General features: G+C 67.5%; 13 protein-coding genes. 6 read left to right on the plus strand and 7 right to left on the minus strand.

Features of this window, described 5'->3' with window-relative positions; genetic code table 11:
* Positions 1–315, plus strand: a 315-nt coding sequence (locus tag ACLQ6X_RS03705) for a hypothetical protein (protein ID WP_411698824.1), incomplete at its 5' end; no start/stop codon positions are given.
* 103 nt (positions 316–418) lie between these two features.
* On the opposite strand, the gene ACLQ6X_RS03710 is transcribed toward ACLQ6X_RS03705, so the two are convergent.
* The 6 genes from ACLQ6X_RS03710 to ACLQ6X_RS03735 form a co-directional block, all read right to left on the minus strand.
* Positions 419–1135 carry a GntR family transcriptional regulator gene (locus tag ACLQ6X_RS03710; protein ID WP_411698825.1) on the minus strand — a complete coding sequence of 239 codons (717 nt, stop codon included), beginning with the start codon at positions 1133–1135 and terminating at the stop codon, positions 419–421.
* A gap of 10 nt (positions 1136–1145) precedes the next feature.
* Positions 1146–2789, minus strand: a complete 1644-nt coding sequence (locus ACLQ6X_RS03715; RefSeq protein WP_411698826.1) for a dipeptide ABC transporter ATP-binding protein — start codon at positions 2787–2789, stop codon at positions 1146–1148.
* Entirely contained in the window at positions 2773–4512 is a 1740-nt protein-coding gene (locus ACLQ6X_RS03720) for a gamma-glutamyltransferase family protein (protein ID WP_411698859.1), read from the minus strand. Before ACLQ6X_RS03720 ends, ACLQ6X_RS03715 begins: the two co-directional genes overlap by 17 nt.
* 65 nt (positions 4513–4577) lie before the next feature.
* Positions 4578–5471: an ABC transporter permease gene (locus ACLQ6X_RS03725; RefSeq protein WP_411698827.1), complete on the minus strand. Its 894-nt coding sequence runs from the start codon at positions 5469–5471 to the stop codon at positions 4578–4580.
* Entirely contained in the window at positions 5471–6424 is a 954-nt protein-coding gene (locus ACLQ6X_RS03730) for an ABC transporter permease (RefSeq protein WP_411698828.1), read from the minus strand. Before ACLQ6X_RS03730 ends, ACLQ6X_RS03725 begins: the two co-directional genes overlap by 1 nt.
* Positions 6425–6432: 8 nt before the next feature.
* Positions 6433–8103, minus strand: coding sequence for an ABC transporter substrate-binding protein (locus ACLQ6X_RS03735; RefSeq protein WP_411698829.1), 1671 nt, complete (start codon positions 8101–8103; stop codon positions 6433–6435).
* 208 nt (positions 8104–8311) lie between these two features.
* Here ACLQ6X_RS03735 and ACLQ6X_RS03740 point away from each other — a divergent pair, with 208 nt between their 5' ends.
* Genes ACLQ6X_RS03740 through ACLQ6X_RS03760 form a run of 5 tightly spaced genes read left to right on the plus strand, consistent with a single transcriptional unit; the run spans position 8312 to position 13512 of the window.
* A complete protein-coding gene (locus ACLQ6X_RS03740) occupies positions 8312–8944 on the plus strand; it encodes a TetR family transcriptional regulator (RefSeq protein WP_411698830.1) in 633 nt (210 codons plus the stop codon).
* Positions 8941–10599 (plus strand): MDR family MFS transporter, encoded by a 1659-nt coding sequence (locus tag ACLQ6X_RS03745; RefSeq protein ID WP_411698831.1) that lies wholly within the window; start codon positions 8941–8943, stop codon positions 10597–10599. The genes ACLQ6X_RS03740 and ACLQ6X_RS03745 overlap by 4 nt, the downstream gene beginning before the upstream one ends.
* A gap of 20 nt (positions 10600–10619) precedes the next feature.
* Positions 10620–11336 (plus strand): YqjF family protein, encoded by a 717-nt coding sequence (locus tag ACLQ6X_RS03750; RefSeq protein WP_411698832.1) that lies wholly within the window; start codon positions 10620–10622, stop codon positions 11334–11336.
* 51 nt (positions 11337–11387) lie between these two features.
* On the plus strand, positions 11388–11603 hold the full coding sequence (locus tag ACLQ6X_RS03755) for a hypothetical protein (protein WP_188510338.1): 216 nt from the start codon (positions 11388–11390) through the stop codon (positions 11601–11603).
* Between the two features lie 22 nt (positions 11604–11625).
* A complete protein-coding gene (locus ACLQ6X_RS03760) occupies positions 11626–13512 on the plus strand; it encodes an ABC transporter ATP-binding protein (RefSeq protein WP_411698833.1) in 1887 nt (628 codons plus the stop codon).
* A 482-nt stretch (positions 13513–13994) separates the two neighbouring features.
* Here ACLQ6X_RS03760 and ACLQ6X_RS03765 read toward each other — a convergent pair whose 3' ends face one another.
* Entirely contained in the window at positions 13995–14504 is a 510-nt protein-coding gene (locus ACLQ6X_RS03765) for a hypothetical protein (RefSeq protein ID WP_411698834.1), read from the minus strand.
* Positions 14505–14649: the final 145 nt, after the last annotated feature.

The raw sequence follows: 14649 nt of genomic DNA on the forward strand, positions 1-14649 counted from the left end.
GATCCGAACCGACTGACCGAGTCCATGGACGATGCCGTCGGCCAGCTGGCGGCCGATCTGGGGCTCGTCCCGACTGCGGCGTCAGCCCGGCAGCCGTTGCCGCCTGACAAGCTCGAGCTTGCGGCGCGTGCTCGTGCGCTGCAGTACGACGGCAAGCTACTCGAAGCACAGCCGCTGTACGCCAAGGCATTGGCGCAACCGTCGACGGCATGGCGGTTCGAGGCTGACTACCTGCAGCTGATGGCGGACCTCGGCATGTACGACTGGGTCGAGGCGCGCGCGACCGCCGTGCTGCTGCGCGATATCCGCGGGTAGGGCGCACGACCCGGTCGCGGCCTCGCGCGCCGGTAGTGCAGTTGTGGCGGGTGCCGGTACGCGGGCACCCGCCACAGGTGCACTACGGCGAGAGCGGTGAGGCTCAGCGGAGCGCGTTGGCGATGGCCTCGTTCACGGCAGGCTCCGACGAGGGCGACTGCGACGCCGACCGGCTGAGATAGCCGATGCGCGACTGCCGAACGTGCCAGCCCATCAGCTCGCCCGCGCGATCCGCGTCGCCCGCATCGATCGCGGCGAGGATCGGGCGGTGCTCCGGCCACAGCTTCTTGCCACGCGAGTGTTCGTCCGAGGCATAGAGCCACTCGATCTTCCCCGAGAGCTGCCGCAGCAAGACTCCGAGCGTCACACTCCCGCTGAGATCGGCAATGCCCAGGTGGAACTTGCTGTTCAGGTCGGGAAGGCGGTCAAGGTCACCGCTCTCGACCGCCGCATCGCCGTCGTCGAGCAGACCGGCGAGGATGCTGCGGATGCGCCACCATTCCTCGGGCGGCGGGGCCGCTTTCCGGAACAGGCTCGCCGCACGGGCCGCCGCACGGCGGGCCGTGGCCACCTCCAGCGCCTCTCGCACGGCGAACAGGTCGTCGGCGTCGTCGACGGGGATCGCGGCGACCCGGGAGCCGACGTTCGCGCGGGATTCGACGAACCCCTCGGCCTCGAGCGCGCGCAGTGCCTCCCGCACCGGAACGCGGGAGACGCCGTGGGTTGCCGCGAGAGAGGCTTCGGTGATGCGGGTACCCGGCTGCAGGGCGCCCACGATGATGTCTCGGCGTATCGCGTCTTGCACGCTGAGCTTCGCCACGCGGTCCAACTCAGCGGGCAAAGGCACCTCCGGGAATGGCGTCGAGGAGGTCGCGTGTGTACTGCGCCGTCGGATTGGCGAAGACGTCGTCGACGCTGCCGTTCTCGACGACCGAACCCTGTTTCATAACGATCACACTATTGGCAATCTGACGCACCACGGCGAGGTCGTGAGTGATGAAGAGGTAGCTGATGCCGAGGCGCTTCTGCAACGAGTCGAGCAGTTCGAGAATCTGGTCTTGCACGAGCACGTCGAGCGCCGACACGGCTTCATCGCAGATGAGCAGTTCGGGGTCGAGGGCGAGGGCGCGCGCGATAGCGACGCGCTGTCGCTGTCCGCCGGAGAGCTCGTTCGGGCGGCGCTGCGCGATGGCCCGAGGGAGCGCGACCTGGTCGAGCAGCTCGCCCACGCGCGCGCGACGACTGGCGCGGTCGCCGACCGCGAAAATGCGCAGCGGCTCGTCGATCAGACGCTCGATACTGTATGTCGGGTCGAGCGACCCGTACGGGTCCTGGAACACGGGCTGCACTCTGCGCCGCAGCGCGGCGCGCTCTGCGCCCCTGCTCGCGGTGATGGTCTGACCGTCGATGCGCGCGTCTCCGCTTGTCGCCTTCTCCAGCCCGAGCACGATGCGGGCCACGGTGGTCTTGCCCGAACCCGACTCGCCGACGATGGCGGTCGTGGTTCCTCGCGGAACGGAGAACGAGACATCGTTCACAGCGCGCAAGATGCTGCCGTGCTGGCCTCGCAGCTTGAACTCTTTCACGAGGTTGTCGACGATCAGAATCGGTTCAGCGAGAATCTTGTGCGCCACTCCCAGTTCGGCAGCCGTCGCGCGCGACGCGACGGTGGTGGCGGTGGGCGCGGCGGCGACGAGCCGCCGTGTGTACTCGTGCTGGGGGTTGAGGAGGATCTCGGCCGGGGTGCCGACCTCGACGATCCTTCCGTCGAGCATCACGATGATGCGGTCGGTTCGGTCGGCCGCGACGCCGAGGTCGTGGGTGATGAAGAGCAACGAGGTGCCCCGTGACTCCACGAGTGTCTGCAGGTGGTTGAGGATCTGACGCTGCACGGTGACGTCGAGAGCGGAGGTCGGCTCGTCGGCGATCAGCAGCTCGGGTTCGCGGGCCAGGGCGATAGCGATGAGCACGCGCTGGCGCATTCCGCCCGAGAACTCGTGGGGAAACTGCGTCGCCCGGCGGGCGGCGTCGGGGATTCCGGCCTCGGTCATCAGCTCGACGACGCGCTGGTGGATCTCGGCACGACCCTGCATCCCGTGCACGACGAGCGCATCGGCGATCTGCGCACCGACCTTCATGGCTGGATTGAGATTGGACGCCGGGTCTTGCGGAACGAGACCGATCCGGCTTCCCCGCACCGCGCGCATCCGTTTCTCGCTCGCCGTCGCGAGGTCGTCGCCTCCGAGCCGGATCGAGCCGCCCGAGATGCGGCCGGCGCCCGGCAGAAGACGCAGGATGGCGCCGATGATGGTCGACTTGCCGCTTCCGGACTGACCGACGATGGCCACGCGTTCGCCCGGCTGGAGGTCGAAACTCACCCCGTGCAGCACGGGATTGTCGGCTTCTCCGAACGTCACTTCGAGGTCGACGACCGAGAGCAACGGCCGGATGGTGGTGTCAACGTCCTGCTGCATAGCCCTGTGCTCCTCGTGAGTTGGCGGCGGCGGAAAGTACGCCGGTCTTCGGGTCGTGTGACACGGAGGACAGGCGCCCGAGCGCCCAGCCACCCGCGCGGGTGACGCGGTGGCCTCGGGCTTCCAGCTCTGCGATGAGCTCGTCGCCGAGGCGGTCTTCGACGACGGCGCCGCCCGGAGTCCATGTTCGCGGCCAGAACGAACCGGCGAACGAGGTGGTGTGGAACGCCGGCGCATCGATCGCCTGCTGGGGGGTGTACCCGCCGACGAGGGTGCGCAGCAGGTAGAGCAGCTGCCACTGGTCTTGTTGGTCGCCGCCCGGCGACCCCAGCGCGGACACGGCGACACCGTCACGCAGAACGAGCGTCGGGGTGAGGGTCGTGCGAGGGCGTTTGCCCGCGACGAGCGACGACGCCAATCCCGATTCGAGCCAACTCATCTGCAGACGGGAACCGAGGCAGAATCCGAGGGACGGGATAGTGGGAGACGACTGCAACCATCCTCCGGACGGGGTCGCCGAGACCATGTTGCCCCACCGGTCCACGACGTCGATGTGGCAGGTGTCGCCGCGGGTTTCGCCGACCGATGAGACGGTGGGCTCGCCGACGCCCGCGGCGGCGGCCTCGGCCGACTCCTCCCGCAAGTGCGGCATCACAGGTTCGAACCCCGGCACCCGACCCGGACGCACTTCGAGCGATGCCGTGTCGCCGATGAGCGCTCGGCGCTCGGCGGAGTAGTCGGCCGACAACAGCGCGTCGATCGGAACGACGCCATCACCGTAGTAGGCCTCCCGGTCAGCCATCGCCAGCTTCTCGGCCTCGAGGATCGTGTGAGCGCCGAGCGCGGTCGACGGGTCGAGTCGTTCGTCGTCGAAGCCGTCCAGGATCGCCAGCATCTGCAGCAGCACCGGACCCTGTCCCCACGGGCCGGTCTTGGCGATCGTGTATCCGCGGAATTGCGAGGTGAGCGCCGGCTCGAACCCGGCGCTGAACGCGGCCATGTCGTGCGCGGTAATCACGCCGGCGTGATCCGTGCCCGAGGAGTGCCGGTGCGGTTCGCGCACGAACGCGTCGACCGCTTCGGCCACGAACCCGCTGGACCACGCTGCGCGGGCGGCATCGATTCGCTGCTCACGGCTCGATTCGGCGGGCAGCGCGTCACCGGCCTCGACGAGCCTGTCGAGGGTCGTCGCGTGCGCCTCGTTCGTGACCACTTCCCCCGCGGCGGGTACGCGCCCGTTCGGCATCCATCGCTCTCGCGACGTGGGCCAGTGGACGGTGAAGAGGTCGGCCACCGACCCGATCGTGAGGCTGACACGCTCGAGAAGCGGATGCCCCGATCTCGCGTAGTCGATGGCGAAGGTCAACACCGACTCGAGTTCCCACGTGCCGTGGTCGCGCAGAAGCAGCAGCCACGCGTCGACGGCACCGGGAACGGCGGCCGCCAACGCGCCCGCGCCGGGAATGAGATCGAGGCCCTCGGCGGCGAAGTGTTCGGGGGTCGCGGCCGACGGCGCCGGGCCTTGGCCCATGAGCACGATCGGTTCGGAAGGGGCATCGGCCGTCACGAACACGCCGGTCATGTCGCCGCCCGGACCGTTCAGGTGGGGTTCGACGACGTGCAAGACGAATGCCGCCGCGGTCGCCGCGTCGAAGGCGTTACCACCCCGTTCGAGTACGGCCTGCCCGGTCGCGGTAGCGATCCAGTGCGTGGTTGCGGTCATTCCGAAGGTGCCCGCGAGGTCGGGTCGGGTGAGGTGGCGTGGGGGTGGGCTGAAGGGCACGGTGGTTACTTTCGGCTCGTGTTGGTCGGGTCGAGCGCGTCGCGCAGGGCATCACCGAAGAGGTTGAACCCCAGGCAGATCGCGGCGATCGCGATGCCGGGGAAGATCGCGGCCGTGGGGGCGCGCGTCACGTACTGCTGCGCGTCGGAGAGCATGATGCCGAGGCTCGCTGTCGGCGGTTGGATGCCGAGCCCGAGGAACGACAACAGCGCTTCACCGATCACCGCCACCGGCATGATCACCGTGGCCTGCACGATGATCGCGGAGACGGAGTTCGGCAGCACGTGGCGGAAGATGATGCGCAGCCCGCTGGCGCTCATCGTGGATGCGCTCAACACGAAGTCGCTCTCTTTGATGCGCAGGGTCTCGCCACGCACCACCCTGATCATGGTGGGGATCTGGGCGACGCCCAGCGCAATGGCCGCGTTCGTGAGGCTCGGGCCGCTGATGGCAGCGAGTCCCACAGCGATGATCAGGAACGGGAACGCCAGGGTCACGTCGGTGAGTCGGGAGATGATTCCGTCGAGCCACTTCCAGTAGCCCGCGAGCAGCCCGAGGGGGGTTCCGATCACCACCGCGAGCAGCACCGACAGCACTCCGACCTGCAAGGAGACCTGAATGCCGAAGACCAGGCGGGAGAAGATGTCACGGCCGAGATCGTCGGTGCCGAGGATGTAGCCGACGGTGCCGGGCGCCTGGAAGGGCGCGTCGAAGTTGACCTCCGACGGCCCGTGCGGTGCGATCACCGGGGCGAGCAGTCCGACCAGCACCACGACCAACAACAACACGCCGCCGGTGATACCCAACGGGTTGTGCAGCAGGGACTTCCAGACCCGCCCTCGGGCGGACCCGAGACCGGTGCCGGCGGACAGGGAGGGTGGGGTGAGCAGAGTGGTCATCAGTTGCTTCCTCCAACCCGGATTTTCGGGTTGATGACGGAGTACAGGATGTCGACGGCGAGGTTGATGAGGATGTAGCCGACGGTAATGATCAACACCACCGCCTGGATGACGGGATAGTCGCGGGTGAACACCGCGTCCAGGGTGAGTTTGCCGAAACCGGGCAGCGCGAAGATGCGCTCGGTCACCACCGCGCCCGAGATGAGGCCGCCGAGCTGGAGCCCGACGATGGTGACAACCACGATGAGCGAGTTGCGCAGCCCGTAGTGGGTGAGCACCCGCGCCCGCCCGAGGCCCTTCGCCCGAGCGGTGCGCACGTAGTCCATCTTCATGGTCTCGATCATCGAGGCCCGTGTCTGCCGCATGATGACGGCAGCGAGTCCGGTTCCGAGAATGAACGCCGGCAGAGTCAGATGGTAGACGGCCGCGACCGGATCCTCCTCCATCGGCACGTAGCCCGAGGCGGGAAACCACCCGAGAGCGACGGAGAGGTAGAGGATGGCCAGGATGCCGAGCCAGAAGTTGGGCACCGAGAGGCCGATGAGCGCGAATGCGTTGGCCAGCCATTCCGGCCATTTGCCCCGGAATCGTTCGGCGACCACACCCAGCACGATGCCGATCACGATGGCGACGACGAGGGCGTAGGCGGAGAGCCACAGCGTCACCGGCAGGGTGGTGGCGATCAGCTCGGTCACCGGGGTGCCCGTTCTGGTCGACTGGCCGAAGTCGCCACGCAGCATGTTGCCGATGAAGTTCACGTACTGGGTGACGAGCGAGTCGTCGAGTCCGAGCTGGGTGCGTATCTCTGCCAGCCGCTCGGGCGATGCCTCCTCACCCGCCATGGCCAGCGCGGGATCTCCGGGGAGCTGCCGCACGCCGATGAACACGACGAGCGACGCCAGGATCAACGTGATGGCGGATTGCCACAGGCGGGTGAGGAGGTACCGAGTCATCGTTCTGATTACTCCGCTTCGACGAAGGCCGCGTGCGAAAGGTGGACGACGCCGTCGGCGAAGGTCTCCACTCCGGCGATGTCGGTCGAGTACGCGGTCAGGCTGCGCACGCGGTAGAGGTAGATCACCGGGTTGTCCTCCTGCACGATCTCGATGGCCTGTCCGTAGAGGTCGGCGCGCTCGTCGGTGTCGTTGACAGACGCCGCCTCGGTCATGAGCTCGTCGACCTCGGCGTTGTTATAGCCCGAGTAGTTGTTGCCGCCGCCCGTGGACAGGAAGTTGTACATGTTGCCGTGCGGGTCGACCCGGCCCGACCAGCCGAGCTGCAACGCCTCGAAGTCGCCGCGCGTCTGCACGTCGAGGAGGGTCGAGTACTCGACCGGCGCGATCGTCAGCTCGAAGCCGCCCTCGGCGACAGCGGCCTGCAGCGCCTGCGCGAAACGCAGGGTGTCGGGGTTGTTGCTTACCTGCATGGTGATCGGGAACGGCACGGTCACGCCGGCGTCCTCGAGCATCGTCTTCGCGGCGGCGGGGTCGTACTCGGGGCAGGCCTCGCTCGCTGCGGAACTGAACGGGCTGTCGGGCGAGATCGGCGAGCAGGCCGGCGAATACCAGTTGCTGAACACCGAGGAGACCAGTGCCTCGCGGTCCACCGACATCGACAGCGCTTCGCGGATGCTCGCGTTGCTGGCGAGGGGCGTGTCGAGCGGCTCGGCGGGAGTGCCGACGCCGTTCACGTTGCCGAGGTTGAGTGTGAGCCCCTGGTATCCGAGCGAGCCGACCTGCAGCACGCCGATGCCGTCGGTCTCGCTGAGCGAACCGACGTCCTGGGTGGAGATGGTGTCGGCCACCTGCACGTCGCCCGACTTGAGGTTCGCCGACCGGATGTTGCTGTCGGTGATGATGCGGTAGGTGATCGAGTCGAGGTGCACGTTCTCGGCGTCGTAGTAGAGCGGGTCGCGCTCGACGGTGATCGAGGTCTGCGGAACGCGCTCCACGAACTTGAAGGCGCCGACGCAGACAGGGCTGTCGCCGAACGCGTCACCCTTCTCGGCGAGCGCCGCCGGGGAGAGGATCATGCCCGCGCGGTCGGCGAGCGCCGCGGTGATCGGGGCGAAAGGCTCGGAGTAGGTGATCTCCACCGTCTCGTCGTCCACCGCGGTGACGGCGGTGATCGGACCGAGCTCGCTCTTGCGGGAGCTGCCCTCGAGGGTGAGGCCGCGTTCGATGGTCTGGGCGACCGCGGCGGCGTCGAGGTCGGTGCCGTCGGCGAAGACCACGTCCTGCTTCACCGGGATCGTCACAGTGAGGCCGTCGGCCGATACCTCGGGGAGCTCGGTGGCGAGCATCGGGATGATCTCGCCGGAGGCGTCGATGTCGTAGAGCTTCTCGCACATGGTCTGCATCACGTAGCGGGTGTAGAGCGACGAGGAGGTCGTCGGGTCGAGGCGGTCGGGTTCGGCCGAGAGGGCCATCACCAGGTCGCCGCCCTCGACGATCGTCTGGTCACCGATCGGTGCGGAGGTGACGTCGTCGCCCTGCGGAGAGTCGTCGACCGTCTGCACCTGTTGGCAGGCGGTAACGGTGAAGGCCAGGCCGAGGGCGACGAGCGGGACCCACGCCTTCTTGGCGGTGAAACCGGTCTTTCGCGCGGTGGGGCGCGGCTGCGATGAGGACATACGACTCTTTCGGTCGGCACGGCACGGATACGTAGATTGAATACAATCAGTCGCTCGGTGCCTTATTCGTATACAACTTGTTTCGATCATGTAAAACATCCCCCGTTCGAGGGGAGACCGGGGCCCACTGGGACTCAGGGACAGATCCCCATTGACTTCACAGCAGGAAACGTTTCACACTGTGTAATCAATGTGCAATGATGGCTGCATGCACCCCACCGAGCCAGGCATGCGCGAGCGCAAGAAGCTGCAGACGCGCTTCACCATCGAGACCTCGGCGCTCGACCTCGTACTCGAGCTCGGCTTCGACAGCGTCACCATCGAGGCCATCGCCGAACGCGCGGACGTGACCCCCCGCACGTTCTTCAACCACTTCGCCGACAAGGCCGACGCCGTTCTCGGCATCGCGCGCGAGCACGATGTCGCCGACGACATCGACACGTCGACGATCGTCGCCGGCTCGGCGTTCGAGTTCGGCGCCGCCGTCGTGCGCGCGGGCATCGCCCAGCTCGACGACTCCATCGTGGCCGCCGACAAGAGACGCCGCGACGTGTTCGCCCAGAACCCCGCCCTGCTCGCTCGCGAGATGGAGAAGATCGCGCTCATCGAAGGCTCGATCACGCGGCACATCGACGGCTACCTCGCCGGCGCCGGCGTTCCGGCCGGGCTCGACCGCGACGACCGCGCCCTCGCGATCACCGTGACCCTCACCGCCGCCGCGCGGCTCGCCTTCCTGAGATGGAGTCGGCAGCCGGCATCCGCTCAAGAGCTCGTCTCCTTCTTCGACCGCGCGATCGACTCGATCACCGACATCCTCACCAACCCCGGAAAGACGGAATGACCACCACTGCGACAACCCCGGCGACCGCGCCGGGCGCGGGCGACACCAAGCCCCGCATCATCCCCATCTTCATCGCGCTCATGGTCGCGATGCTGCTCTCGTCGCTCGACCAGACCATCCTCGGCACGGCCCTGCCCACGATCGTCGGCGAGCTCGACGGCGTGCAGCACATGCTCTGGGTCGCCACCGCGTACATCCTCGGCGCTACCGTCGTGATGCCGATCTACGGCAAGCTCGGCGACCTCATCGGCCGCAAGACCCTGTTTCTCGTGGCGCTCGGCATCTTCATCGCCGGGTCGATCGTGGGCGGCTTCGCCACGAACATGGAGGTGCTCATCGCGGGCCGCGCCATCCAGGGCCTCGGCGGCGGCGGGCTGATGATCCTCAGCCAGGCCATCATCGCCGACGTCGTGCCCCCGCGCGACCGCGGAAAGTACGGCGGCTTCATCGGCGCCGTCTTCGCCTTCTCGGCCGTCGTCGGCCCGCTGCTCGGCGGCCTGTTCACCGACTCGCTCACCTGGCGCTGGGCGTTCTGGATCAACATCCCGCTCGGCATCGCCGCGATCGTCACGGCGGCGATCTTCATCCGCCTGCCGAAGCGCGCCAACCGCGCGAAGCCGAAGATCGACTTCCTCGGCACGGCCCTCATCGCGACCGCCACGACGAGCCTCGTGCTCGTCACCTCGTGGGGCGGCACCGAGTACGACTGGGACTCGCTGCTCATCATCGGCCTGATCGCTCTTACGGTCGTCTCCGCCGCACTGTTCGTCTGGGCCGAGACCAAGGCTGTCGAGCCGATCATCCCCCTGTCGCTGTTCAAGGACCGCAACTTCACCATCACCACCATCGCGGGCCTGATGACCGGCGTCGCCATGTTCGGCGCGATCGGCTACATGCCCACCTTCCTGCAGATCGCGAACGGCATCAACGCCACCGAGTCGGGCCTGCTGTTGCTGCCCATGCTGGTCGGCCTGCTCATCACGGCGATCGGCAGCGGCCTGCTGATGTCGAAGACCGGCCGCTACAAGTGGATGCCGATCGTCGGTTCGGCCCTCATCGGCATCGCGCTCGTGCTGTTCTCCACCCTGACGGCCACCACCAGCCCGTTCCTCACCGGCGTCTACCTGTTCGTTCTCGGTGCCGGCCTCGGACTCACCATCCAGGTGCTCGTGCTCATCGTGCAGAACTCGGTGCCGCACAAGGTGCTCGGCACGGCGACCGCCGCGAACGCGTTCTTCCGCGAGATCGGCGCCACCGTCGGTTCGGCCGTCGTCGGCAGCGTCTTCGCCAGCCGCCTCACCCAGCAGCTCGCCGACACGTTCGGCACGGGCGAGAACGCCGAGGCGAACTCGCTCACCCCGGCCGCGATCAACGCCCTGCCCGCCGAGCTGCACGACCTGATCAGCGACGCCTACGCGAACGCACTCGCCCCGATCTACCTCTTCCTCGTGCCGCTCATGGTGATCACTGTGGTGATGCTGTTCTTCATCAGGGAGGTGCCGCTCGCGAGCACGGTTCCCGTGATGGAGGGCATGGAAGACGATGAGCCGGATGACGCGGCTCCCGCCCTCGTGGGCGACGCCGAACGCGCCGAGGCCGATGGCGGCGTCGCCGGTACCGCCACCGGCGACGCCGAGCCGGCCGCGCGCGTCTGACACCGGCTATCGTGGGCGGCATGGCTCTCGACGCGATCACCTCGAGCGCGCCCGACCTCGACGGCCGCTCGGTCGCCAGCCAGCGCTGGTCGCACCTGGTCTTCCTGCACTGGCGGGTGGAGGCAGCGCGCATAGCGCCGCTTCTGCCCGCCGGACTGCGGCCCGACGTGATCGACGGGTCGTCGTGGGTGGGGCTGATCCCGTTCGTGCTCGACCGGGCCACGGTGTTCGGCAGCCCGCCGGTGCCCTACTTCGGCGACTTCGTCGAGATCAACGTGCGGCTCTACGCGGTCGACGAGCGGGGCCGACGCGGCGTGGTCTTCGTGTCGCTCGAGGCGTCGCGCCTCGCCGCGGTGCTGGCCGCGCGGACGATCTTCGCGCTGCCCTACATGTGGTCGCGCACGACGCTCGAGCGCGACGGCGAACTGTTCGACTACCGCGGCGACCGGCACGGCACCTCCGACGCGACCTCCCACATCGTGGCGCGCGCCACGTCGGTCGCGGTGCACGACGACCCGGTCGCCGACTTCCTGACCGCCCGCTGGGCCCTGTTCACCCGTGTGCGCGGCCGCACGGTGCGGCTGCGCAACCACCACGAGCCCTGGCCGCTGTTCGAGGCGCAGCTCGTGTCGCTCGACGACCGGCTGCTGGCACGGGCCGGTTTCGCCGATCTCGCCGCTCGAGCGCCCGACTCGGCGCTCTACTCGCCGGGCGTCACGACCCGGTTCGGTCGCTGATGTGTCAACGTGAGTTGACGCTGATCCGATCGTCAACTACGGTTGACAACCATGGACCACGTCACCATCCACACCCTCGCCGCCGGCGCGGACTCGGATGACCCGATCGAGGCACTCCGCGCGATCGCCAAGCTCCGCACCGAGCTCGACCGGGTCGAAGCGATAGCCGCACGTCGTGCCCGCAACGCCGGTGCGCCGTGGCAGCTCATCGCCCTCGCGCTCGGCGTCTCGCGCCAGGCAGTCCACAAAAAGTACGGGCGCTCGTAGCGCCGATCCGAAAGAAGCACTTATGAGTTCCACCACGTCATCACGCCCTGCGCGTTCAGCCCGCGGCGGCCGCGGCGGCCGCGGCGCGAAAGACGACGGCCCCCGGGCCAAGTTCAGCCAGCTGCTCCCCTACCTTTTCGAGCACAAGAAGGTGCTCGTCGTCGTCGTGGTGCTCAGCCTGCTCGCCGCCGGCGCCTCGCTCGCCCAGCCCCTGCTCGTGCAAGAGGTCGTGAAGAAGGTGCAGGCGGGCGACTCGCTCGGCAACCTCGTCTGGGTGCTCGTGATCCTCGTTGTGCTGTCCGCGCTGCTCAACGGCTTCCAGCACTACCTGCTGCAGCGCACCGGCACCTCGGTCGTGCTCAGCGCCCGTCGGCAGCTGCTGCAGCGCATCCTGCGCCTGCCGATCAGCGAATTCGACACCCGGCGCACCGGCGACCTCGTCTCCCGCGTCGGCTCCGACACCACCCTGCTCTACGCGGTCATCACCCAGGGTCTCGTCGACGCGATCGGCGGCGCCGTGCTGTTCGTCGGCGCGCTCATCGCGATGCTCGTGATCGACCCCGTGCTGCTCGGACTCACCGTCGCCGTCATCGGCGTCTCGGTCGTCACCGTCGTGCTGCTCTCCGGACGCATCCGCGTCGTCAGCCGCAAGCAGCAGGAGAAGGTCGGCGACCTCGCCGCGGCGGTCGAGCGCGCGATCAGCGCCATCCGCACCGTGCGCGCCTCGAACGCGACCGAACGCGAGATCGTGAAGATCGAGAAGGACGCCCACGGCGCCTGGGAGATGGGCATCCAGGTCGCGAAGATCTCCGCGCTGGTGGTGCCCGTCGCCGGCATCGCGCTGCAGGTATCGCTGCTCGTCGTGCTCGGTGTCGGCGGATTCCGGGTCGCGAGCGGCGCGATCGAGATCGCCAGCCTCGTCGCCTTCATCCTGTTCCTCTTCATGATGATCGGGCCGCTCGGCTCGGCGTTCGGCGCCCTCACCTCGGTCAACCAGGCGCTCGGCGCCCTCGGCCGCATCCAGGAGATCATCGACCTGCCCACCGAGAGCCAGAACGACCCGACGCTCGCGGATGCCGCGGCAGCCGACATCACGACCGATGCGGCGATCACCTTCGACGCCGTCGAGTTCAGCTACCCGGAGGGCGCGAAGAAGGACGAGGTGGCGAAGGCCGTCGCGGAGGTGGTGTCGACCTCGCCGGTCGCCCTGCCCCCCGAGCCGCAGGATCTCACCGTGCTGCGGGGCGTCTCGTTCGCCGCCGAGCGCGGCAAGCGCACGGCGCTCGTCGGTCCGTCGGGAGCAGGTAAGAGCACGATCCTCGCGCTGATCGAGCGGTTCTACGACCCGACGGCCGGCGTCGTGCGTCTCGGCGGTATCGACGTACGCGCCCTCGACCGCGAGAGCCTGCGGTCGCAGATCGGCTACGTCGAACAGGACGCACCGGTGCTCGCCGGAACCATCCGCGAGAACCTGCTGCTGGGCGCCCCCGACGCGACCGACGCCGAGTGCGTGGAGGTGCTTCGGTCGGTCAACCTGATGGAGGTGCTCGAGCGCAACGAGCTGGGGCTGGATGCCGCCGTCGGCGAAGACGGCGTGATGCTCTCCGGCGGAGAGCGTCAACGGCTGGCCATCGCGCGCACGCTGCTCGCCGCACCCCCGATCCTGCTGCTCGACGAGTCGACCTCGAGCCTCGACGGGCTGAACGAGCAGATGCTGCGCGAGGCGATCGACGCGGTCGCCGAGAACCGCACGCTCATCGTGATCGCGCACCGCCTGTCGACCGTGGTCGACTCCGACCAGATCGTCGTGCTCGACCACGGGCGCGTCGTCGGCGTGGGAACGCACTCCGAGCTAGTGGTCTCGACCCCGCTCTACAAGGAGCTCGCGAAGCACCAGCTACTGGTGTAGCCGTCTGTCGATTGAGTAGGCCGTCCACGGCCGTATCGAAATCCCCGCGCGCGGTATCCGGTGCCGGCGAGGATCTCACGGTCGAACTTGCTCTGTGCCGTCGCGCGCGAAGGCACAGGCGCAAGCAGCCCAGAAGGCTGCTCGTTCTGAAGGATTTCGGGCGCCCAAATCCCAAAGGATCGGCAGCACCTGAAGGATTCTCTGGTACGGCGCGGGAGTTCCCGGAAGACGACACTCGTTTAGCGGCACCTGCTTTGGGCTTGTCCACAGGGAAGGATGACGGTCGCGGGCTTGAGTGCCCCACCTTGCTGGCTCCGCGTTGTCAACGACCTAGCCAGCGTGCCGTCATAGATATATCGCGACCTCGCGCCGATATTCGGTATTATGTCAAGTACAAGACAACTTCAGTAGCAAACGCCCGGGCGCCGCCCCTCCTCGGCATTGTTGTGCGGAGTGTCAGGTCTCACGTATCGAGAGACTTCCTAGACGCCTTCAGAAAAGAGGATGCGAGCGACGGACGCGGACCATCGATGATTCTCCGTATTGGCATCTAGCAAATCCTCAACGAGATCTGAGACGCGAGCAGTGGGCCGAGCTCGCATCGCATCATCGAGAAAATCCCGCAGAATGTCCATCCCTACGGCTTCACTCAAACCGCCTGCTTGTTCACCGCCAAAGGGGTCTCTCCCCTCTAGCAATCGCGCGTCGTGACCGTTGCCCACGAGCCAGCGGGAAGATTGCCCTCCGTCGTCTTCAAAGACCTTGGAATCGGCGGCCGAGTCGGATGCGATCAACCTCAGCCCGCGGGTCTGCGCAAGTATCGTGTTCCACGAGTCCCAAGCGGCTGGGTCGTCAGTTCCCTCCGGAGTCCACATGCCTTTGGCGAGATCGCTGGCTATGTCGCCGACGGACTCTCCTGCAGTGGCTTCGAGCTCCTGCAGAAGCAATCCCGCCGCTCGCCTGATTTCAGCCTCACTGAATATGAATGGCATTCGTTCCTTCCTACCGTGTGTACGGATTCTTGTTGATTCCGCCATTGATGATTTCTCCGGCTCTGACCTTGGCCCACTATTGCGACTCACCGATCATTCCGCGATAGGTGATCACCTCTCCTTGCGCGTGTTGCTTCGTCCTTGA

The sequence above is a fragment of the Conyzicola sp. genome, assembly GCF_046714715.1.
Classification (GTDB): domain Bacteria; phylum Actinomycetota; class Actinomycetes; order Actinomycetales; family Microbacteriaceae; genus Conyzicola.